The 19,151-nt window shown below is 69.4% G+C and carries 21 protein-coding genes; 10 read left to right on the top strand and 11 right to left on the bottom strand.

All coding sequences use genetic code 11. The features are described from left to right. Positions 1-42 precede the first annotated feature (42 nt). Complete coding sequence (locus P9K36_RS15940; RefSeq protein ID WP_278305479.1) at positions 43-1,344, top strand: aspartate aminotransferase family protein; 1,302 nt, start codon at positions 43-45, stop codon at positions 1,342-1,344. Positions 1,345-1,452: 108 nt separating this feature from the next. Here the strand turns inward: P9K36_RS15940 and P9K36_RS15935 are convergent, their stop codons facing one another. Then, a complete protein-coding gene (locus P9K36_RS15935) occupies positions 1,453-3,318 on the bottom strand; it encodes an ABC-F family ATP-binding cassette domain-containing protein (protein WP_043380004.1) in 1,866 nt (621 codons plus the stop codon). A 276-nt stretch (positions 3,319-3,594) separates the two neighbouring features. On the opposite strand from P9K36_RS15935, the gene P9K36_RS15930 reads away from it, so the two are divergent. After that, positions 3,595-4,641: an HD domain-containing phosphohydrolase gene (locus P9K36_RS15930; RefSeq protein WP_278305478.1), complete on the top strand. Its 1,047-nt coding sequence runs from the start codon at positions 3,595-3,597 to the stop codon at positions 4,639-4,641. Positions 4,642-4,668: 27 nt separating this feature from the next. Here P9K36_RS15930 and P9K36_RS15925 read toward each other — a convergent pair whose 3' ends face one another. After that, a complete protein-coding gene (locus P9K36_RS15925) occupies positions 4,669-5,571 on the bottom strand; it encodes a UDP-3-O-acyl N-acetylglycosamine deacetylase (RefSeq protein ID WP_278305477.1) in 903 nt (300 codons plus the stop codon). A 244-nt stretch (positions 5,572-5,815) separates the two neighbouring features. Between P9K36_RS15925 and P9K36_RS15920 the strand changes: the two genes are divergently transcribed. The 4 genes from P9K36_RS15920 to P9K36_RS15905 all read left to right on the top strand — a co-directional run bounded on the left by P9K36_RS15920 (position 5,816) and on the right by P9K36_RS15905 (position 9,314). Next, positions 5,816-6,502 carry a Crp/Fnr family transcriptional regulator gene (locus P9K36_RS15920; RefSeq protein WP_043353212.1) on the top strand — a complete coding sequence of 229 codons (687 nt, stop codon included), beginning with the start codon at positions 5,816-5,818 and terminating at the stop codon, positions 6,500-6,502. A 4-nt stretch (positions 6,503-6,506) separates the two neighbouring features. Then, positions 6,507-7,565 (top strand): ABC transporter ATP-binding protein, encoded by a 1,059-nt coding sequence (locus tag P9K36_RS15915; RefSeq protein WP_278305476.1) that lies wholly within the window; start codon positions 6,507-6,509, stop codon positions 7,563-7,565. 64 nt (positions 7,566-7,629) lie between these two features. Continuing rightward, positions 7,630-8,544, top strand: coding sequence for an ABC transporter permease subunit (locus P9K36_RS15910; protein ID WP_043379998.1), 915 nt, complete (start codon positions 7,630-7,632; stop codon positions 8,542-8,544). Continuing rightward, positions 8,541-9,314, top strand: coding sequence for an ABC transporter permease subunit (locus P9K36_RS15905; protein WP_278305475.1), 774 nt, complete (start codon positions 8,541-8,543; stop codon positions 9,312-9,314). The genes P9K36_RS15910 and P9K36_RS15905 overlap by 4 nt, the downstream gene beginning before the upstream one ends. Before the next feature lie 6 nt (positions 9,315-9,320). On the opposite strand, the gene P9K36_RS15900 is transcribed toward P9K36_RS15905, so the two are convergent. After that, positions 9,321-10,781, bottom strand: a complete 1,461-nt coding sequence (locus P9K36_RS15900; protein ID WP_278305474.1) for a sodium:solute symporter — start codon at positions 10,779-10,781, stop codon at positions 9,321-9,323. Next, the gene (locus P9K36_RS15895; protein ID WP_043379990.1) at positions 10,778-10,981 is read right to left on the bottom strand and encodes a DUF3311 domain-containing protein; all 204 of its coding nucleotides are present in this window, start codon (positions 10,979-10,981) and stop codon (positions 10,778-10,780) included. Before P9K36_RS15895 ends, P9K36_RS15900 begins: the two co-directional genes overlap by 4 nt. A 220-nt stretch (positions 10,982-11,201) precedes the next feature. On the opposite strand from P9K36_RS15895, the gene P9K36_RS15890 reads away from it, so the two are divergent. Further along, complete coding sequence (locus P9K36_RS15890; protein WP_043379988.1) at positions 11,202-11,432, top strand: hypothetical protein; 231 nt, start codon at positions 11,202-11,204, stop codon at positions 11,430-11,432. 39 nt (positions 11,433-11,471) lie between these two features. Here P9K36_RS15890 and ureG read toward each other — a convergent pair whose 3' ends face one another. The 6 genes from ureG to P9K36_RS15860 all read right to left on the bottom strand — a co-directional run bounded on the left by ureG (position 11,472) and on the right by P9K36_RS15860 (position 16,776). Beyond that, entirely contained in the window at positions 11,472-12,089 is a 618-nt protein-coding gene (ureG, locus tag P9K36_RS15885) for an urease accessory protein UreG (protein ID WP_043353197.1), read from the bottom strand. Between the two features lie 9 nt (positions 12,090-12,098). Then, complete coding sequence (locus P9K36_RS15880; RefSeq protein ID WP_278307288.1) at positions 12,099-12,788, bottom strand: urease accessory UreF family protein; 690 nt, start codon at positions 12,786-12,788, stop codon at positions 12,099-12,101. Next, a complete protein-coding gene (locus P9K36_RS15875) occupies positions 12,775-13,272 on the bottom strand; it encodes an urease accessory protein UreE (protein ID WP_278305473.1) in 498 nt (165 codons plus the stop codon). Before P9K36_RS15875 ends, P9K36_RS15880 begins: the two co-directional genes overlap by 14 nt. A gap of 13 nt (positions 13,273-13,285) precedes the next feature. Next, a complete protein-coding gene (gene ureC, locus P9K36_RS15870) occupies positions 13,286-15,013 on the bottom strand; it encodes an urease subunit alpha (RefSeq protein WP_043379983.1) in 1,728 nt (575 codons plus the stop codon). 2 nt (positions 15,014-15,015) lie between these two features. Continuing rightward, a complete protein-coding gene (locus P9K36_RS15865) occupies positions 15,016-15,636 on the bottom strand; it encodes an urease subunit gamma (RefSeq protein ID WP_051975955.1) in 621 nt (206 codons plus the stop codon). A gap of 126 nt (positions 15,637-15,762) precedes the next feature. Next, entirely contained in the window at positions 15,763-16,776 is a 1,014-nt protein-coding gene (locus P9K36_RS15860; RefSeq protein ID WP_075380417.1) for a LysR family transcriptional regulator, read from the bottom strand. A gap of 193 nt (positions 16,777-16,969) precedes the next feature. On the opposite strand from P9K36_RS15860, the gene P9K36_RS15855 reads away from it, so the two are divergent. Genes P9K36_RS15855 through P9K36_RS15845 form a run of 3 tightly spaced genes read left to right on the top strand, consistent with a single transcriptional unit; the run spans position 16,970 to position 18,946 of the window. Next, the gene (locus P9K36_RS15855; protein WP_278305472.1) at positions 16,970-18,127 is read left to right on the top strand and encodes a GNAT family N-acetyltransferase; all 1,158 of its coding nucleotides are present in this window, start codon (positions 16,970-16,972) and stop codon (positions 18,125-18,127) included. Continuing rightward, positions 18,124-18,738, top strand: coding sequence for a cysteine hydrolase (locus tag P9K36_RS15850; RefSeq protein WP_043353190.1), 615 nt, complete (start codon positions 18,124-18,126; stop codon positions 18,736-18,738). Before P9K36_RS15855 ends, P9K36_RS15850 begins: the two co-directional genes overlap by 4 nt. Beyond that, positions 18,731-18,946: a hypothetical protein gene (locus tag P9K36_RS15845; protein ID WP_182591614.1), complete on the top strand. Its 216-nt coding sequence runs from the start codon at positions 18,731-18,733 to the stop codon at positions 18,944-18,946. Before P9K36_RS15850 ends, P9K36_RS15845 begins: the two co-directional genes overlap by 8 nt. Here P9K36_RS15845 and P9K36_RS15840 read toward each other — a convergent pair whose 3' ends face one another. Next, positions 18,947-19,126: a hypothetical protein gene (locus P9K36_RS15840; protein WP_111473862.1), complete on the bottom strand. Its 180-nt coding sequence runs from the start codon at positions 19,124-19,126 to the stop codon at positions 18,947-18,949. Positions 19,127-19,151 lie beyond the last annotated feature (25 nt).

Genomic DNA, 19,151 nt, shown 5'->3' with positions numbered 1-19,151 from the left:
GGTCCTAGCATGGCGCCGCTGGACCCGGGTGCAGGACCGACGATGACACGGAACGACGACGCCGATTTCTGGACGCGCGCACGTCGGCATCTCGTGCGGTACGGCGGCTCCTTCGCGCCGGTCATCATCGAGCGGGCGGAGGGCAGCTTCGTCTACGACGCGGACGGCCGGAAGATCCTCGATTTCACCTCCGGCCAGATGAGCGCGATCCTGGGCCACGGGCATCCCGAGATCGCCGCGGTGGCCGCGCATCACGTCGGACATCTCGACCACCTGTTCAGCGGCATGCTGAGCCGGCCCGTGGTCGATCTCGCGACGGAGCTGGCCCGGATCGCCCCCGGCGACCTCGAACGGACGCTCCTGCTGACCACCGGCGCAGAGGCCAACGAGGCCGCCCTGCGCATGGCCAAGCTCGCCACGGGCGGCTGGGAGGTCGTGAGCTTCGCGCAATCCTGGCACGGGATGACGGCGGGGGCGGCCGGGGCGACCTACAGCGCCGGCCGCAAGGGCTATGGCCCGGCCTCCGTCGGCTCCTTCGCGATCCCCGCGCCGAACGCCTACCGCCCCACCTTCGAGAAGGACGGAGCCCCCGACTGGCAGACCGAACTCGATTACGCCTTCGCGCTGGTCGACCGGCAATCAACCGGCAACCTCGCGGCGTTCCTGGCCGAGCCGATCCTCAGCTCCGGGGGCATCCTCGAACTGCCACCGGGCTACCTCGCCGCGCTCAAGCGGAAATGCGCGGAGCGGGGGATGCTGCTGATCCTCGACGAGGCCCAGACGGGCATCGGCCGCACGGGCCTGATGTTCGCCTGCGAACGCGACGGCGTGGTCCCGGACATCCTCACCCTGTCGAAGACCCTGGGCGCCGGCCTGCCGCTCGCGGCGGTCCTGACCACGCCGGAGATCGAGGATCTCTGCCACGCCCGCGGGTTCCTGTTCTACACCACGCACGTCTCCGATCCGCTGCCCGCAGCGGTGGGCCTCAAGGTGCTGGAGATGGTCCGGCGCGACGGCCTCGTCGCCCGGGCCGAGGAGGCCGGCGCCCGGCTCGCCACGCGGTTGGGCGCCCTTCAGCAGCGCTTCGCCTGCATCGGCGATCTCCGCGGTCGCGGGCTTCTGCAGGGCGTTGAGATCGTGGCCGACCGGGGCACGAAGGTGCCGGCGCCGGATCTGGGCGATGCGATCACCCGGCGCTGCCTGGACCTCGGGCTGAGCATGAACATCGTGCAGTTGCCGGGCATGGGCGGCGTGTTCCGCATCGCCCCGCCGCTGACCGCCACTGACGAGGAGATCGACCTCGGCGTCGACATCCTGGAGCGGGCGATCGAACTGTCGCTCTGAACGAGCCTCGCGCCGCCCGGCCTGCCGTGGCGCTGCTGGATGGTTTCGCAGCGCCCGAACGGATGGGAACCACCGGCCGCGAGGGGTCCGAGCGCGCCGGGGAACGCCTCAGGCGGCCTCGATCTCCGCGCTCACATTCAGCCATTCCTCCTCGGCGGAGGCGAGCGCCTGCGCGGCGTCCGCGCGCATCTTGGCGATCTCGCCGGCCTTGGCGGCGTTCTCCCGGAAGGCGGACCCGTCCTCCAGCGCCGCGTCGATCTTCTGGATCGCCGCGGTCAGCTTGGCCATGCGGGCCTCGATGGCCTCCAGGCGTTTGCGCAGCGGCGCGAGGGCCGCGCGGCGCTCGACGCCGGCCCGACGCGCCTCGGCCTTCTGGCCGCCGGACGGCTCAGTCTCGCGCTCCGCCTCGCGCTCCGGCCCCGACAGGACGAAGCGCCGGTAATCGTCCATGTCGCCGTCGAAGGTCTTCACCGTGCCGTCCGCGACGAGCCAGAGCCGGTCGGCGCAGGCCTCGACCAGGAAGCGGTCGTGGGACACGAGGATGACGGCCCCTTCGTAGTCGTTGATCGCCTCCACGAGGGCCTGCCGGCTCTCGATATCGAGGTGGTTGGTCGGCTCATCGAGGATCAGGAGGTGCGGGCCGTGAAAGGCCGCGAGGCCCATGAGCAGGCGCGCCTTCTCGCCGCCCGAGAGCTTCTCGACCGGCGTGTCGGCCTTGTTGGCGCCGAAGCCCAGCCGCGCCGTCGCGGAGCGCACCTTGGCCTCCGGAACGTCCGGCATCAGGGTTCGGACATGCGCGTAGGCGCTCTCGGAGGGCCGCAACTCGTCGAGCTGATGCTGGGCGAAATAGGCGACCTCCATCTTTGAGGAGCGCTTGACCTCGCCGGCCACGGGGCCGAGCCGCCCGCCGATCAGCTTGCAGAAGGTCGACTTGCCGTTGCCGTTCGCGCCCAGCAACGCCACCCGGTCGTCCGGCGCGAGGCTGAGGTCGAGCCCGGTCAGGACGATCCGGTCCCCGTAGCCGGCCTTGACCCGCTCCATCGCCACGATCGGCGGCGACAGGGGCTTCTCCGGGCTCGGCAGGTGGATCACCGGCACGTCGTCGTCGAGCAGCGCCGCGATCGGCTCCATCTTGGCCAGCCGCTTCATCCGCGACTGGGCCTGCCGCGCCTTGGTGGCCTTGGCCTTGAACCGGTCGATGAAGCTCTGGAGATGCGCGCGCTCGGCATCCTGCTTGGCCTTCGCCTTGGCCTGGAGCACCCGCTTCTCCGAGAGCTGCTTGGCGAAGCTCGAATAGCCGCCGCGGTAGATCGTCAGCTTGCCGCGGTCGAGATGCAGGATGTGATCGACGCTGGTGTCGAGCAGGTCGCGGTCGTGGCTGATGATGATGGCGGTGCGCGGGTAGCGCTCCAGGTAATCGTACAGCCAGAGCGTGCCCTCGATGTCGAGATAGTTGGTCGGCTCGTCGAGGAGCAGCAGGTCCGGCTCCGAGAACAGGACGGCGGCCAGCGCCACGCGCATCCGCCAGCCGCCGGAGAAGTCCGAGCAGGGCCGCCCTTGGGCGGCCGCATCGAACCCCAGGCCGTGCAGGATCGCGGCGGCCCGGGCCGGCGCCGAGTGGGCGCCGATATCGACGAGCCGGGTCTCGATCTCGGCGCGGCGCAAGCCGTCCGCATGCTCGGCCTCCGCCATCAGCCGGGCGCGCTCCGTGTCGGCGGCGAGCACGACGGCGTGCAGCGTCTCCGGCCCGGCCGGTGCCTCCTGGGCAACGGCGCCGATCCGCATGCCCTTGGGCAGCGCCACCGATTTCGCATCCACCGGCAGATCGCCGAGAATGGCCTTGAACAGCGTGGTCTTGCCGGCCCCATTGCGCCCGACGAGACCGACGCGGGCGCCTTCCGGGATCGTGAAGCTCGCGGAATCGAGGATCAGACGGTCGCCGATGCGATAGGTGAGGTCATTGACGCGCAGCATGACGGCGTTCTGGCTGTCCGGACGCGGCGAGGCAAGCGCCGGCTCCGCGCCGACCGGCACGATTCGCGAGGCCTCGGCGTGACGGGTTGGATACCTGATTGAAGCGGAGAATACCTGCCTGGGCGGCTAAAATTTTAACGTAATGCGACTATAATTATCTTGAGCGACGTCTATCCAGATTTCGATAGGCCGATCATTGGTTAGAGTGCGCTCGCACACGTTGGACGCCCGGAACGAGGCGAGCGACGGGGGGAGTTGTTGGGCCAGACCCTGATCTTGACCGACGATCTCGAGCGGGGCGGGCGGCTCGCGCGCAACCTCGGCGGCGGCATTTCCGTGATGTTGCACGACCTCTACGGCGACGCGGCCCCGCCATCGGGCGCCGCATTGATCATCAGCGACGTCAGCGCACTGACCTCCGAATCCGTCCGGCGCCTGCGTCAGGTCCTGTCCACGGTGCGGGCCCCCGGGGTCCCGTTTCTCGCCCTGATCCACGGCAATCTCGGGCGCGGCGAGATCCAGGCGACGGCTCTGGGGGCGACCCGGGTGATGGCGGCCTCCACGGCGAGCGCCCTGCTGCTGAATGCGGTCGCGACCCTGACCGGCGGCGGGCCGGATACGCGATCCGCCCGCCGGTGGCGGCATCAGATCCATGAGGCACATGCGGCCTTCGTCAGCCTGTTCCGGGCCGATCAGGCGCCCCCGCCGGCGGTGGTCGAAAGCGGCGCCGACTTGGTCAATCAGGCCATCCGCGAGGCGAAGGTGCGCAACTGGCTCGACGTCGTCGCGAATTTCGACGACGTCACCCACCGCCACTGCCTGAGCGTGGCCGGGATCGCAGCCGAATTCGCCCGTATTCTGGGGCTCAGCGAGGCCGATTCCCGGTACCTGGTCAAAGGGGCGCTGCTCCACGACATCGGCAAGGCCAAGATCCCGCTCGCCATCCTGAACAAGCCGGCACCGCTGACGCCCCTCGAGCGCAAGGAGATGGATCGTCACCCGGCGCTCGGTCACGCGATGCTGCTGACGGGCGATTATGACGCGCTGACCCTGTCGGTGGTCCGCTCGCACCACGAATATCTCGACGGTTCGGGCTATCCGGACGGCTTGCGCGGGTCGCAGATCCCGGATCTCGTCCGTCTGATCACCATTTGCGACATCTTCGCCGCGCTGATCGAGGCGCGCCCCTACAAGGCGCCGAAATCGGCCCCGGAGGCCTACGCCATCCTGAGGCAGATGACCGCGAAGCTCGATGTCGATCTGGTCCGAGCCTTCGGTGAGGTCGCGGCCGCCTGCGAACCCCCTCGACCTGCCTCCGCCTGAGGCCTCTTCCGGTCTGTCGGCCGCGCCTCAAACGAGTTCCCAGGCCGAGCTGTCGCTCATCAGTGCGGCGACCAGGGCGTGGTTGAGTTCGTGTCCCGTGTGGAAGGCTGAGATGCGACCCTCGATCGGGTGGCCCGCCAAAGCGAGATCGCCGATGAGATCGAGGATGCGGTGCCGCACCGGCTCATCGGGGACCCGCATCCCGCCGAGCACGTGCCCGCGCACGAGGAGCGCCGCCGAGCGGGGCGATACGCCCTGCAGGAAGTCCGTCCCCCGTATGAAGCCGTAGGCGCGCCCCGCCATGGCTCGCAGGTAGCGACCGAAGCTGCGCGCCGGCGCAATCTCCCGCTCGAAGCCTTCGGGCGTTATCGCACCCGACCAGTCGACCGACCCGAAATGCGCCAGCGCGAGGTGGCCGCTGATGTGGAGTCCGTCGCCGGGCTCGATCTGAAGCCGCCGCCGCCCGTTCTCGACCGCAACGGTCCGCAGCAGGCGGATGACCCGGCAGGGCAAGGTCTGCTCGCTCCGGCCCGCGGCCCGGATGGCCTCGCACCACGGCGTGGCGCTGCCGTCGAAGATCGGCAGCTCGTCCGCGTCGATCTCGGCCAGCACGTTGTCGATCCGCAAGGCGCTCAGCGATGCCATGAGGTGTTCGATCGTGCGGACGAGGACCCCCTCCCGCCGCACCGCCGAGGACAGCGGCTGCGATTCCCGAAGTCGCCAATCGGCCGGCACATCGACCGTGCGACCATCCTTCAGACGACGCCGAAAGACGATGCCATGGCCGGCCGGCGCCGGTCTGACGCGGACCGTGGCGTGTCGCCCCGAATGGAGGCTGCGTCCCGACCGCTCGAACGGATGAGACAAGGTCGCCTGAAGACGAGGGCCTGGAGCGGCTGTCGAGAGCGGGAATGGAACGTCTTGATGCATCGAGTCAGGCCGCCGCAGCGGACAGGGAACCTAGCCGTCATGGGTGATCCACGCCAATAAACTCCTGTTCATCGGGACGCGGCTTGACCGTCCAGCCCGCGACCGTCACGATCATTATGCCCGATCGATCCAGCACCGCCCCGGCGGAGCGCGACGTCACTGTACGGGCTGCTCCCGTCCCCAGATCTGCTGGCTGGCCCCCGTCAGGGCAGGGACGGAGGCCGGAGTTGAGGGAACACGATCGATGGCGCGGTTGGGGACGATACCCTTCTTCAAGGATCCGGGCATTGAGCTCGGGCCCTACGAGCCCCGCTGCCACTGGCGCCGCTTCGACGAGAACGAGGTTCTGGTCGACTTCGACGACATCTCCACCGACGTGTACTTCATCGCCTCCGGCGAGGTCCGCATCCTGAACCGGACCCAGTCCGGCAAGGAGGTCATCCTGGGGGAGATGCGGGGCGGGGCCTTCTTCGGCGAACTCGCCGCGATCGACGGGATCGGCCGCTCGGCCAACGTCACGGCGCTGACGCGCGGCGAGGTCTGCGTGGTGCCGGCCCCGGTGTTCCGCCAGATCGTCTTCGCGTCGGAGGCGATCGCCGACCGGCTGTTCCGGCTCCTGGCCAAGCGCGTGCGCGAGCTGAACACGCGGCTGATGGAGCACGCCCTGCTCGATCTCAAGCACCGGCTGTATGCCGAGCTGCTGCGCCTCTCCGTGCCGCGGGCCGGGGCAGGGGGCGAGCGGGTGGTGTCGCCCCCGCCCTACCACCACGTCCTCGCCGCCCGGATCGGCTGCCGGCGGGAGCAGGTGACCCGGGAATTCACCGCGATGGCCGCCGAGGGTCTGGTCGACCGCACCCGCGGCGCCCTCGTCCTGCGGCGGCCGGATCTCTTGGAAGCGCGCGTGGCCGAGGCGCTGCGCGAGGATTCCTGATCCGTTGTCCGGCCTGCCGGCGCCGCGCCTGCGGCTCGAGGAGCTGACCAAACGCTTCGGCACGCACCACGCCGTCGAGGCCGTGACGCTCGATCTCGAGCCGGGGGAGTTCTTCTGCCTGCTCGGGCCATCCGGCTGCGGGAAGAGCACCCTTCTGCGCATGATCGCGGGCTTCGAGAGACCGACCGCCGGGCGGATCCTGCTGGGGGAGGCCGATCTGACCGCGCTGCCGCCCCACCGGCGGCCGGTCAACATGATGTTCCAGTCCTATGCCCTGTTCCCGCACATGAGCGTGGCCGGCAATATCGGCTACGGTCTCAAGGGCCTCGGCCGCGCCGCCGCCGCTAACCGGGTGGCGGACCTGCTCCGGCTCGTGCGCCTCGACGGGTTCGGCGACCGCCGACCCGACACGCTCTCGGGCGGTCAGCGGCAGCGGGTCGCCCTGGCCCGGGCGCTGGCCCGGGAGCCGCAGCTGCTGCTTCTCGACGAGCCGCTCGGCGCCCTGGATCGCGGCCTGCGCGAGGAGACGCAGGGCGAGTTGCGTGCCGTCCAGCGGCGGCTCGGCACCGCCTTCATCGTCGTCACGCACGATCCCGAGGAGGCGATGATGCTTGCCGACCGGATCGGCGTCATGGAAGGCGGGCGCCTGATCCAGGTCGGACCTCCGGCGGAGCTCTACCGACGCCCGGCGAGCCGCTTCGTGGCGGGGCTGCTCGGCGACGTGAACCTCATCCCCGGCCGCCTCGGCGCGGGAGGGCCCGGCGGCGCCCGCGAAGTCGAGACCGCTTATGGCGCCGTTCGGGGCGTCGCGGCGGACGCGCTGGAGACGGGGGCCGCCGTCGTGGTCGCCGTGCGGCCGGAGGACCTCGTTCTCGGCACGGAGGGGCTGCCGGTGGTGATCGCCGATTCCGTCTTTCTCGGAGACAGGCTGCGTCGGACCCTGCGCCTGCCCGACGGCACGACGCTGCGGGCGAGCGGGCGACCGACGGAGGCCGGGCAGGCGCTCGGATCGGCATCGCATGCCGGCTTCGCGGCCGAGGCCGCCGTGATCCTGCCCGCATGAGGCCCATCGCGCCGTCGGACGACCCGCATGGCCGCCCGGAGCGGCGCGATCCGGGTGCCCGCCGGTGAGCGGCCGGATAACGGCACGGCTGTTCGATCGTCTCGTGCGGCTGCCACCCTTCCTCTGGCTGGCGGCGTTTTTCCTGCTGCCGTTCGCGATCACCCTCAAGATCAGCCTGTCGGAGCCGGCGACGGCGATCCCACCCTATCTGCCGGTGCTCGACTGGCGGGCCGGCCTCGACGGCTGGTCGAGCTTTCTCGAAGCCCTGAACTTCGACAATTACCTGACGCTCTACGCCGACCCGCTCTATCGGGACGCCGTCCTCGGCTCGCTGACCTACGCCGCCCTGGCCAGCCTGATCCTTGTCGCCCTGGGCACACCGCTCGCCTACGCGCTGGCCCGCGCCCCGTCCCGATGGCAGCCGCTCCTCGTGGCGCTGGTGGTCGTGCCGTTCTGGACCAGCTTCCTGATCCGGGTCTACGCCTGGATCGCGATCCTCAAACCGGAGGGTCTGCTCAACCTCACGCTGATCCGGCTCGGGCTGATCGGCGAGCCGCTCACGATCCTCAACACCGACGCCGCGGTGATCATCGGCCTCGTCTACGCGTATCTGCCCTTCATGGTCCTGCCGCTCTACGCGGTGATGAACCGCCTCGACCCGACGCTGCGGGACGCCGCTGCGGATCTCGGCGCCTCGCCGACCCGGGTGTTCTGGACCGTGACCCTGCCGCTCAGCCTGCCCGGGATCGCGGCCGGCGCGGGCTTGTGCTTCATCCCGATGATCGGCGAGTTCGTGATCCCGGACCTTCTCGGCGGCTCGGAAACCCTGATGCTCGGCCGGGTGCTCTGGACCGAGTTCTTCTCGAACCGCGACTGGCCCCTGGCCTCCGCGGTGGCGGTCCTGATCCTCGCCATCGTCATCGGCCCGGTGGTGCTGTTCCGGGACAGCCTGCGCGCCGGCGAGGGAGAGTCCCCGTGACCTGGGTCACCCGCACCGCCCTCGCGGCCGGCCTCGTCTTCCTCTACGCGCCGATCGTGGTGCTGATCGCCTACTCGTTCAACGCCTCGCCCCTGGTCACGGTCTGGGGCGGTTTCTCGACACGCTGGTACGGTGCGCTGATGTCCGACGCGCCGCTCATCGCAGCCGCCTGGGTCTCTCTGAAGGTCGCGATCCTCGCGAGCCTGCTCGCCACGATCCTCGGCACCCTCGCAGCCCTGGTCCTCGAGCGGCAGGGCCGCTTCCGCGGACGGGCGCTGTTCACCGGCCTCGTCGTCGGACCGATCGTGATGCCGGAGGTGATGATCGGCCTCTCGCTCCTGCTGATGTTCATCGGGATCGGGCTGGACCGGGGCCTCCTCACGATCCTCATCGCCCACACGACGTTCTGCACGGGCTTCGTGGCGGTGGTGGTCGGGGCGCGCCTGCGCGGTCTCGATCGATCCCTGGAGGAAGCCGCGGCCGACCTCGGCGCGACGCCCGCGCGGGTTCTGATGACCGTCACCCTGCCGCTTCTGGCGCCCGCTCTGACCGCCGGGGCCCTCCTCGCCTTCACCCTGTCGCTCGACGATCTCGTCATCGCGAGCTTCGTGTCCGGCCCCGGCTCGACCACGCTGCCGATGCGGCTCTACAGCCAGGTCAGACTCGGGGTGAACCCGGAGATCAACGCGGCCTCGACCCTCTTGGTCGGGCTGGTGAGCGCCGCGGTGCTTCTGGCATCCTGGCTCACGACCCGGCGGGGGCAGGCCTGAGGCCCGTCACTCAGCGGCCTGCGCGGCGGTCGCCCCGACGCGCATCAGTTGCGCCACCGCGAGGGTGACCATGAGATTCACCATCAGCGCCACGATGCCGACATTCACGTCCTGGAGCGGTCCGAGGGCGGAGAGGCTGGACAGGCTGAACCCGCTCAGAACGGTCGCCGCCACGGTGGCGACGCCCGCGACGATGCCGGCCATCGCAGCGCGCCGATCGAGCGGGTTGCGGCGCATCAGGCTGGCGATGAAGCATGGGAAGAGCTGCGTGACAAAGTTGTAGCCCATCAACAGGAGCTGCACGATCGTGTCGCCGCCCGACAGGGTGAAGCCCACGCAGACCAGCGCCAGAACCGGCACCAGTATCTTGCACAGCCGGGCGGTGGCGGCATCGTCCATGCCGGGTCGCAGAGGCCGGACGAGGTTGTTGGCCACCAGCGTCACGCCGGCGATCAGGATCATCGATCCCGGGACCAGAGCGGTCAGCACGCCGGTGGCGCCGATGAGGCCGATGACCCAGGGCGGGAAGGTCGCAAGGGCGAGCTTGAACAGCGACAGATCGACATCCGGGCCGGTGAGGCCGGGCACCTGCATGACGGCCGTGAAGCCGATTACGAACACGAAGAGATTGATCAGCTGGTAGATCGGCAGGATCACGGCGTTCCGCCGGAAGGCGCCGGGCTCGCGCGCCGTGTAGAGCGACGCGAAGGTGTGCGGCCACATGTATCCGCCCAGGGCGGTGAGCAGGACCGTCGTGGTGAACCAGGTCGGGCTCTGGCCGCGATCGGGCAGGACAAGGAAGCCGGGCTTCGCCGCCTCGATGGCCTGGAACAGCCCTCCATAGCCGCCGTAATAGTGCACCGGCAGGTAGATCCCGAGGAAGACCACCACGAACAGGATGCTGGTGTCCTTGATCACCGCCGTCCAGGCCGAGCCGTGGACGCCCGAGACGACCACGTAGACGGTGAGGGCGGCCGCCCCGATCCAGACCGCGGCGGTCGACGAGATGGCCCCGTAGGACGCTGTGGAGACGATGATCCCCAGGCCCTTGAACTGGAGCACGAGGTAGGGGACCAGCGCCACGATCCCCACCAGAGCCACCAGCATGCCGAGCGCCGGGCTTCGGTACTTGCGGGCGAAGAAATCGGGTTGCGTGTAGAGGCCGTTCTGCTTCGCGTAGCGCCAGACGGGCGGCAGCAGCCAATACGAGGTGACGTAGGCGAGCGTCAGGTAGCAGAGGATGTAGTAGGCCGGGCCGCCCTTGCCGTAGGCAATGCCGGACCCACCCAGGAACGTGAAGGTCGTGTAGATCTCGCCGGCCATCAGCAGAAAGACGAGGGTGGTGCCGAAGCCCCGGCCGCCCACCGTCCACTGTTCCAGGCCCATCTCACGGCCCAACCGTGCGTAGAGCCCGAGGCCGATCGCCAGCGCGAATCCGGCCGCCACGATGATGAGGGCGACGCTCATCGCGGATCTTCCGGGCTTCGGTTCTGGGGATCGGCGAGATAGATCACCGCCATCACCGCCGAGGTCCCGATCACGCAGAACACCAGCCAGGCGAGGAGCAGCGGCAGGCCGAGAACGAAGGGTTCGACCCGGTTCAGAAAGAACGGACCGATCAGGATGCCCAGAAAGGGCAGGGCGGCGAGCCACCGCAGATTTCGCATGCGCGATACCGTCCAGAAGGCCGCGATACCGTCCAGAAGGCCGCGATACCGCGGGTTGAATCAGTCGCGACGGACTGTCAACCTGACGGAGCCAGCTCGATGCGCAGACAGATCAATCTTACGTGTTGTGCGCTCGCGCACGCGGCCCCGGGTCCGGCACGCCTAATATCGTGCGGCTTCGCGACGTTCGGCGCCGCGGATGCACGAGGGATTTCGCGCGATGAAACCGACCCTGACCATCGCCGCGCTGGCGGCGCTTCTCGCCGTTCCGACGGTCCAGGCTGAGGCACGGCCGCGTCAGGCGGCCGCCAAGGTCCAGCCCAGCGCCGCACTCAAGGCGCGCCAGACCGTCATGAACGATTTCAACGCCCGCATGAGCCGCCTCGACGCGCTCATGGGTGTGCCGAAATCGTCGTCGGTTCGCGCCCGCTCCGCCGAAGCCGGGCGCTAGAGTCGAGCACCACGCGTTCGACGCGACCGGCTCATCGGTTCAGCGACCGAGACCGCCCGCCTCTTCGACGAAGCGCGCGACGGAATCCGCGCCCGCCCCCTCCCGCAAGGACGCGAACACGTAGGGCCGCGCGCCGCGCATCCGCTGCGTGTCGGATTCCATGACCGACAGGTCGGCGCCGACGAGGGGCGCGAGGTCGGTCTTGTTGACGATCAGCAGATCCGAGCGCGTGATGCCCGGGCCGCCCTTGCGGGGGATCTTCTCGCCGCCGGCGACGTCGATGACGTAGAGGGTGATGTCGGCGAGTTCGGGCGAGAACGTCGCCGCGAGATTGTCGCCCCCGGATTCGATCAGGACTAGATCGAGCTTGGGGAACCGCCGGGTCATCTCGGCGACGGCGGCGAGGTTGATCGAAGCGTCCTCTCGGATCGCGGTGTGCGGGCAGCCGCCGGTCTCGACACCGAGAATGCGCTCCTCGGGGAGGGCGCCGGCCACGGTCAGGATGCGCGCATCCTCCTTCGTGTAGATGTCGTTGGTGATCGCACAGATCTCGTAGCGGTCGCGGAAGCGCTTGCAGAGCTGCTCCATCAGGGCGGTCTTGCCGGAGCCGACGGGACCGCCGATGCCGACGCGGAGGGGGCCGTTCGAGGAGGTCATGCTTCAGGCTCAGGATCGGAAGATGCGGGAATATTGAGTCTCGTGCCGAAAGGAGCCGAGATCCAGGCGGAAGGTTGCGGCACCGAGAGCGTCGAGCCCCGCCTCAGCAGCGGCGGCGGCCAGCGGCACGAGCCGCGGAGCAAGGGCGGCGATCACCCGGGTCCCGGCTGCCTGGCCCACGGGCGCCGCCCGCAGGGCCGCCGAGACGAGGTTCTGAAGGAAGGCGAGGCCGTAGGCGGCGAGAACCGGCGCCAGCGCCATGCGATGCGCCCCGGCGGCGAGCCCGACGGCGACCGGGTAGGCGACCGGACCCGGCACTTCTTCGGAGAGCGCCGCAAGCGCCGGGCAGGGCCAGGCGCCGCGTGTCGCGTCGAGAAAGCTCCGCCCCTGCTGGCTCGTCTCGAGGTGCAGTTCCCGGGACGGGGCGAGGGCGAGCGCGAGATCGTTGACGGCGATGAGGCCGACGCCGTCGGAGGCGCCTGCCGCCCGGTGGGCCTCGGCCGCGAGGATCAGGTCGTTGCGCAGGGCGCCGCGGGTACAGACGTCCTCGAGCCACAGCGTCAGGCCGGCCTCGTCGCGGATATCTCCGGCTTCGACAGCCCATTCCAGGCCGTGCGAGTAGGCGTAGGCGCCCACCGGGTAACCCGGCGACAGCCACGCCATCACACGCAGCGAATCCAGGGTTTCAGCCGCCGGCATGGTGGTGATGGTGGTGGCCGCCGTGGGAATGGTCATGCTCGTGGGCGTAGCCGCCGGAATAGGCACCGCCCTCGGGCCGGAACGGTCGCTCCACGGGCTCGGCGGTGCCGCCCAGACCGCGCACCATCTCGGCGAGCACATGGTCATCGGCGATCCACACCGCGTCCGCGCCGATCTCGGCGGGGATGTGCCGGTTGCCGATGTGCCAGATCAGGCGCTTGAGGGCATGGTCGTCCGGTGCGCGGATCTCCAGAAGGCGCTCCGGCGCCGCCTCGACCCAGACAAGCCGGCCGTCCTGCAGGACCAGGGCGTCGCCGTCCTCCAGCACGGCCGGCTCCGGCAGGTCGAGCAGGAAGCCCAGCCCGCCTGCGCCGCGCATGGCGACCCGGCGGCGATGCCGGTCGCCGTGATCGAGCACGACGCGGTCGACGATCTCGCCGCCGGACAGGGCGTCCCGGCGAAGGATGCGGGTGGCGCGAATCATCGGACGGGACCGCTCAGAACAGGAAGTAGCGCTGCGCCATGGGCAGCACCTCGGCGGGCTCGCAGACCAGCAGCTCGCCGTCGGCCCGGACGTCGTAGGTCTCGGGATCCACCTCGATCTCGGGCGTGGCGTCGTTGAGGATCATGCTTTTCTTCGAGATGCCGCCGCGCACATTCTCCACGGCCACCAGGTCCTTCTGGACGCCGAGCCGTTCCCGCAGGCCGTCGTCGACGGCGGCCTTGGAGACGAAGGTCAGGGCGGTGGCGAAGGGGACCCGACCGTAGGCACCGAACATCGGCCGGTAATGCACCGGCTGCGGCGTCGGGATCGAGGCGTTCGGGTCGCCCATGGGGGCGGCCGCGATGCTGCCGCCCTTCAGCACGAGATCGGGCTTCACCCCGAAGAAGGCCGGCGTCCAGAGGACGAGGTCGGCAAGCTTGCCGGGCTCCACCGAGCCGATGTGCCGGGAGATGCCGTGCGCGATGGCCGGGTTGATCGTGTATTTGGCGATGTAGCGGCGCGCCCGCAGGTTGTCGGTGCCGGAGGCATCCCCCGGCAGCGCGCCCCGCTGCCGCTTCATCTTGTCGGCGGTCTGCCACGTGCGGATGATGACCTCGCCGACCCGGCCCATGGCCTGGCTGTCGGAGGACATCATCGAGAGCGCGCCGATATCGTGCAGGATGTCCTCGGCCGCGATGGTCTCGCGCCGGATCCGGCTCTCCGCGAAGGCGAGATCCTCGGGGATCGACGGGTCGAGGTGGTGGCAGACCATGAGCATGTCGAGATGCTCGTCGATCGTGTTCCACGTGTAGGGCCGCGTCGGATTCGTGGACGACGGGAGCACGTTCGGGAGCCCGGCGACCTTGATGATGTCGGGGGCGTGCCCGCCGCCGGCGCCCTCGGTGTGGAAGGCGTGGATCGTCCGGCCCTTGAAGGCGGCGATCGTGTCCTCGACGAAGCCCGATTCGTTGAGCGTGTCGGTGTGGATCATGACCTGGATGTCGTGGGCATCGGCCACGGACAGGCAGGTGTCGATCGCCGCGGGCGTGGTGCCCCAATCCTCGTGCAGCTTCAGCGCGCAGGCACCCGCCCGCACCATCTCGACGAGGCTGTCCGGCCGGGACGCGTTGCCCTTGCCGGCGAAGGCGAGATTCATCGGGAAGGCGTCGGCCGCCTCGATCATCCGGGCGATGTGCCAGGGGCCCGGGGTGCAGGTGGTGGCGAAGGTGCCGTGGGCCGGCCCGGTGCCGCCGCCGAGCATCGTGGTGATCCCCGAGCAGAGCGCCTCCTCGATCTGCTGCGGGCAGATGAAGTGGATGTGGCTGTCGAAGCCGCCCGCCGTCAGGATCTTGCCCTCGCCGGCGATGACCTCCGTGCCCGGGCCGACCACGATGTCGATTCCGGGCTGCACGTCCGGGTTGCCGGCCTTGCCGAGCTTGAAGATCCGGCCGCGGACGATTCCGACATCGCATTTCACGATGCCCCAATGGTCGAGGACCACAGCGTTGGTGATCACCGTGTCGACGGCGCCGTCGGCGTTGGTCGCCTGGCTCTGGCCCATGCCGTCGCGGATGACCTTGCCGCCGCCGAACTTCACCTCCTCGCCGTAGGTGGTGAAGTCGCGCTCGACCGTGATCTCCAGGCTGGTATCGGCGAGGCGGATACGGTCGCCGACCGTGGGGCCGAACATGTCGGCGTAGGCGGACCGGGGCAGGCTGGCGGGCTTGGGCGAATTGGCCATGGTCAGAGCTTGCCCATCACGTCGCCGCGGAAACCGTACACGGTGCGTCCGCCGGAGAGCGGCACCAGCGCGACCTCCCGCGTCGATCCCGGCTCGAAACGCACGGCGGTGCCCGGCGCGATGTCGAGGCGCTTGCCGCGGGCCTGCTCCCGCTCGAACACGAGGCCCGGATTGACCTCGAAGAAGTGATAGTGCGAGCCGACCTGGATCGGCCGGTCCCCGACATTGGCGACTTCGAGCACGGTCCGCTCGGCGTCTGCGTTGAAGACGATCTCGCCAGGCAGCGTCGTCACGGCCCCGGGGACGTCTGCCGAGGCCGTCCCCCGGATCGGGTGGTGCACGGTGACGAGCTTGGTCCCGTCCGGGAAGGTGGCCTCGACCTGGATGTCGTGGATCATCTCCGGCACGCCCTCCATGACCTGATCGCTGGTCAGCACTTTGGCGCCGGCCTGCATCAGATCGGCCACGGTGCGGCCGTCCCGGGCGCCCTCGACCACGAAATCGGTGATCAGTGCCACCGCCTCCGGGTGGTTGAGCTTCACGCCCCGTGCGAGGCGGTTGCGCGCCACCTGTGCCGCCATGGCGATCAGCAGCTTGTCCTTTTCGCGGGGTGTCAGCAGCACGGGCAACCTCGTCGTCGTGGCCGCCGGAGCAAGGATCATGCGCGTTGCGCGGTCAAGGCCAAGGCGGGCCCCGTGGAGGCGCTTCGGGCCATCGACGGTCGGGGGCCGCTCAGGGTCGCGGCGACGTCACGACGTCATGGCGATGAACCCGGCGAACAGGTCCGGCAGGGGCTCGCCCTTGACGGCGCCCGGCAGGTCGCGGGGATGGATGAACTCGTCCCGGAACCAGGGATAGCGCTTCGGATCGAAGGACGCCCGCAGCCAGTCGATCGTCCGCCGCACGCGGCCGATCCGCTCCGCATCCGGGTGATAGGTCAGCCAGATGTCGACGCCGAAGCGGCCGAGATTGTCCACCGGGACGACCTGCGCGCCGATCGCGCTGGCATAGGTCGGCAGCAGGCCGATCCCGGCGCCCTTCGCGATCGCCCAGTAATACGCGCTGCTGACATTGATCTTCAGGGTGATCGGCACCGTCGCGGGAAAGCCCGGCACTGAGCGCACGTAATCCTCGAGGCGCATGGTCTGGCTGCCGTCCTGAACCACGATCCGGTGGCGCGCGAGATCCTCGGGGCGATCGGGAAGCCCATACGTCTCCACGTAGCTCCGCCCGGCATAGGGCACCATGTGGATGCGGCCGAGCTTGACGACGCGCAGGTCCGGGCTCGTCGGGCGCGTCAGCTGGATGGCAACGTCCGCTTCAAGCCGCAGGACGTCGGCGGATTCCATGGCGCAGCGCAGGTCGACGGTCAGGCGCGGATTGGCGCGCTGGAACTCGACGAGCCGCGGCGCGAGCCAGAACGCCCCCAGCCCTTCCGTCACCGCGATGCGGACCTCGCCGGTCTCGGCGAACGGAGCGACCTCGCCCGTGCGCACCAGGCTGAACGCCGCAGCCTCCATGCGGTTGGCCGCGTCCAGGATCGCCTGCCCCTCGGTGGTCAGACGGATCCCGTCGACATGGCGCGTCATCAGCGGGGCACCGATCAGGGCCTCGAGATCGCCGATCCGGCGACGCACCGAATTCACGGACAGGCCGAGCTTGGCGGCCGCCGATCGGAAGCTTCCGGACCGCTGGAGCGTCAGGAAGACTCGGATGCTCTGCCAGTCGGGCATCGAGCCCCGGCTTGCCTCCGTCTGTTCCATCGACGGAACACCCCTGTTTCAATTTTTGCACATACAGCCAGAGCGCTAGATGCGAAGTGCTGGACCGTCAATCCGAAACCGAATGACAGGTCATCCGATGACACTGCACATGGCTCGCGGCCAGTTCGTGGCGGGGGATACGGATCAACTTGGTCCAGCGTCAGTCACTGTGGAGCCGCGGCATGACCTGAGCATGTTGCGCGTCGATCGTATCGCCCGTCATCTCGTCGTATTCATGCCGGCGCCGGACGATCTCAGACGCCTGATCGAAGATGCGCGTACAGATCTGCCGGATCTGGCACCCCTGCACGTCGTGCAGCGCGTGATGTCGATCAATCCGGACAGCGTCCTGGCGATTGCCCAGAAACACAAGTTCGATGCGGCACGTCCGCAGGGCGACGGCTTCGTCGCCTGCCTGATGCTGAATGCGGCCGGCCTGGCCGCGCTCAAGACGGGAACGCTCGATGCGTCGGATCCACCGGCCGCGATGCTCGCCGGTCAGCACGAACGTCCGGCCGGGATCTATGTCTGGGCGGTTTACGCGCGGCGGCGGCTTGCGGGTGGCGTCAGCCTCGTCTTCGACCGTCTGTCGAGCCCAACCTATCGCGGCGTCGATTTCTACGCCCGGGCGGCGACGCCCGAGGGCGCGGATCTGCTCACGACGCTCGGCTTCACGGTCCGCAAGACCGGCTGTGTGGACCTGTACCATTTCGCCCGCGGGCCGAAGACGGAGGCCGCACCGCTCTACGACAGCCACAAGCCGGGCGGGGCCGGCACCAGCGTCGCGGTCGCGCGGAACCTGGAGGATCTGTCCCGGGTCATCGCCCTGCGCGCCGCCGTGTACATGGCAGAGCAGGCCTGCCCCTACGAGGAGGAGTTCGACGGCAACGACCTCTCGGCGACGCACCTGATCGGCTATGTCGGGGACGAGCCGGCGGGATGCCTGCGCATCCGGTTCTTCGCGGATTTCGCCAAGATCGAGCGCCTTGCGGTCCGGGCCGAGTTCCGCAACACCCGCTTGGCCTTCGCCCTGGTCCGGGCCGGAATCGAACTCGCGCGGGTGAAGGGCTACCGCCGGCTCTACGGCCACGCCCAGAAGCGCCTCGTCGGCTTCTGGAGCCGCTTCGGCTTCCGGATCTTCGACGGTGCGCAGGAACTGGTCTTCTCGGACTTCGACTACGTCGAGATGCTGATGGAGGCGGAGCCGCATCCGCAGGCCATCAGGCTCGGCGCCGACCCCTACGTCATCATCCGGCCGGAAGGACGCTGGCACCGGGCGGGAACCCTCGACCGGTCCCGCAGCCGGGCCGTGACGCGGCCCTCCGTGGACCGGACGGTGGCGGCGCGATGAACCGGCCGATCAATCCGGCGCTGTATCGCCGGCCCCGCAGCGTCCCGGTTCTGGTGCTGGTGGACATGCAGCAGGAATACGAGATCGCCGGGCGTCCGCTCGCCCTGTCGGGGATCGAGCCCGCGCTCCAAAACTGCCGCCGCGCCCTCGCGCATGCCCGCGCGAGCGGCATACAGGTGGCCTATGTCCGCTGGGTCGGGGCGCCGCTGTTCCAGGCGGGCAGCCGCTACGCCCGCTGGATCGAGGGGTTCGAGCCCCACGGCTGCGACATGATCTTCGACCGGGACCGCCCCTCCTGCTACGCGAGCCCCGCCTTCGCCGACGCGATGGAGCGCGGAAGCCCGCCCCTGGTCATGGCGGGCTTCGCCGCCGAATCCTCCTGCCTCGCGACGGCGGTCGACGGCTTCCACCGGGGTCAGGACGTGACCTTCCTGTCCGATGCCTCCGCCAGCCACGATCTGGAGGACATCGGCGCCGAAGAGATCCACCGGTCGGTGAGCGCGGTGATGCGGGTCTTCGGCGACGTCACGGACACGCAATCGTGGATCGCGACCTCCTCGCCGTTCAAGCCCATGCCAGCCGCCCCGAGATCGAGGCACGACAATGACTGACCGCGCCCAGAGCCACGGGATGCCGGAGGACGACCCAGCGGGCGAAGAGGACGTGACCCTCCGTCTTGGCCGCCACGCGATCCAGCTGCTGCAGGCGGCGCGCGATGCCGGCGAGCCGAAGCTGATCGCACAGGCCGAAGCCATGGCGATGGCGGTCGGCTTCGTCCTGGCGAGCCGCATTCAGGACGGGATGCCGGAGACCGATTGATCAGTCGGTTCCGTCGTCTCCGCCGATCAGGCGCATGGCGCGCAGGCGTGCCATGCGCTCGTCCCGCGCGCGCCTGTCGGCCGCGAGGGCGCGCCAGAGGGCCAGAAGCTCGGTCTCGTGAGGCGTGTCGACGGTTTCGTCGGCGTCGTGCGCCGTTCCGGCGTGATCGAAGGCGTCCATCTTCGTAGTCCTGCGCCTTGAGTTG

Origin of the sequence: Methylobacterium sp. 391_Methyba4 (assembly GCF_029691625.1) — a bacterium.
In the GTDB taxonomy this organism is placed as follows: Bacteria; Pseudomonadota; Alphaproteobacteria; order Rhizobiales; family Beijerinckiaceae; genus Methylobacterium; species Methylobacterium fujisawaense.
Note: the sequence above shows the minus strand (reverse complement) of the source record. Positions and strands in the feature narration are given on the sequence as shown.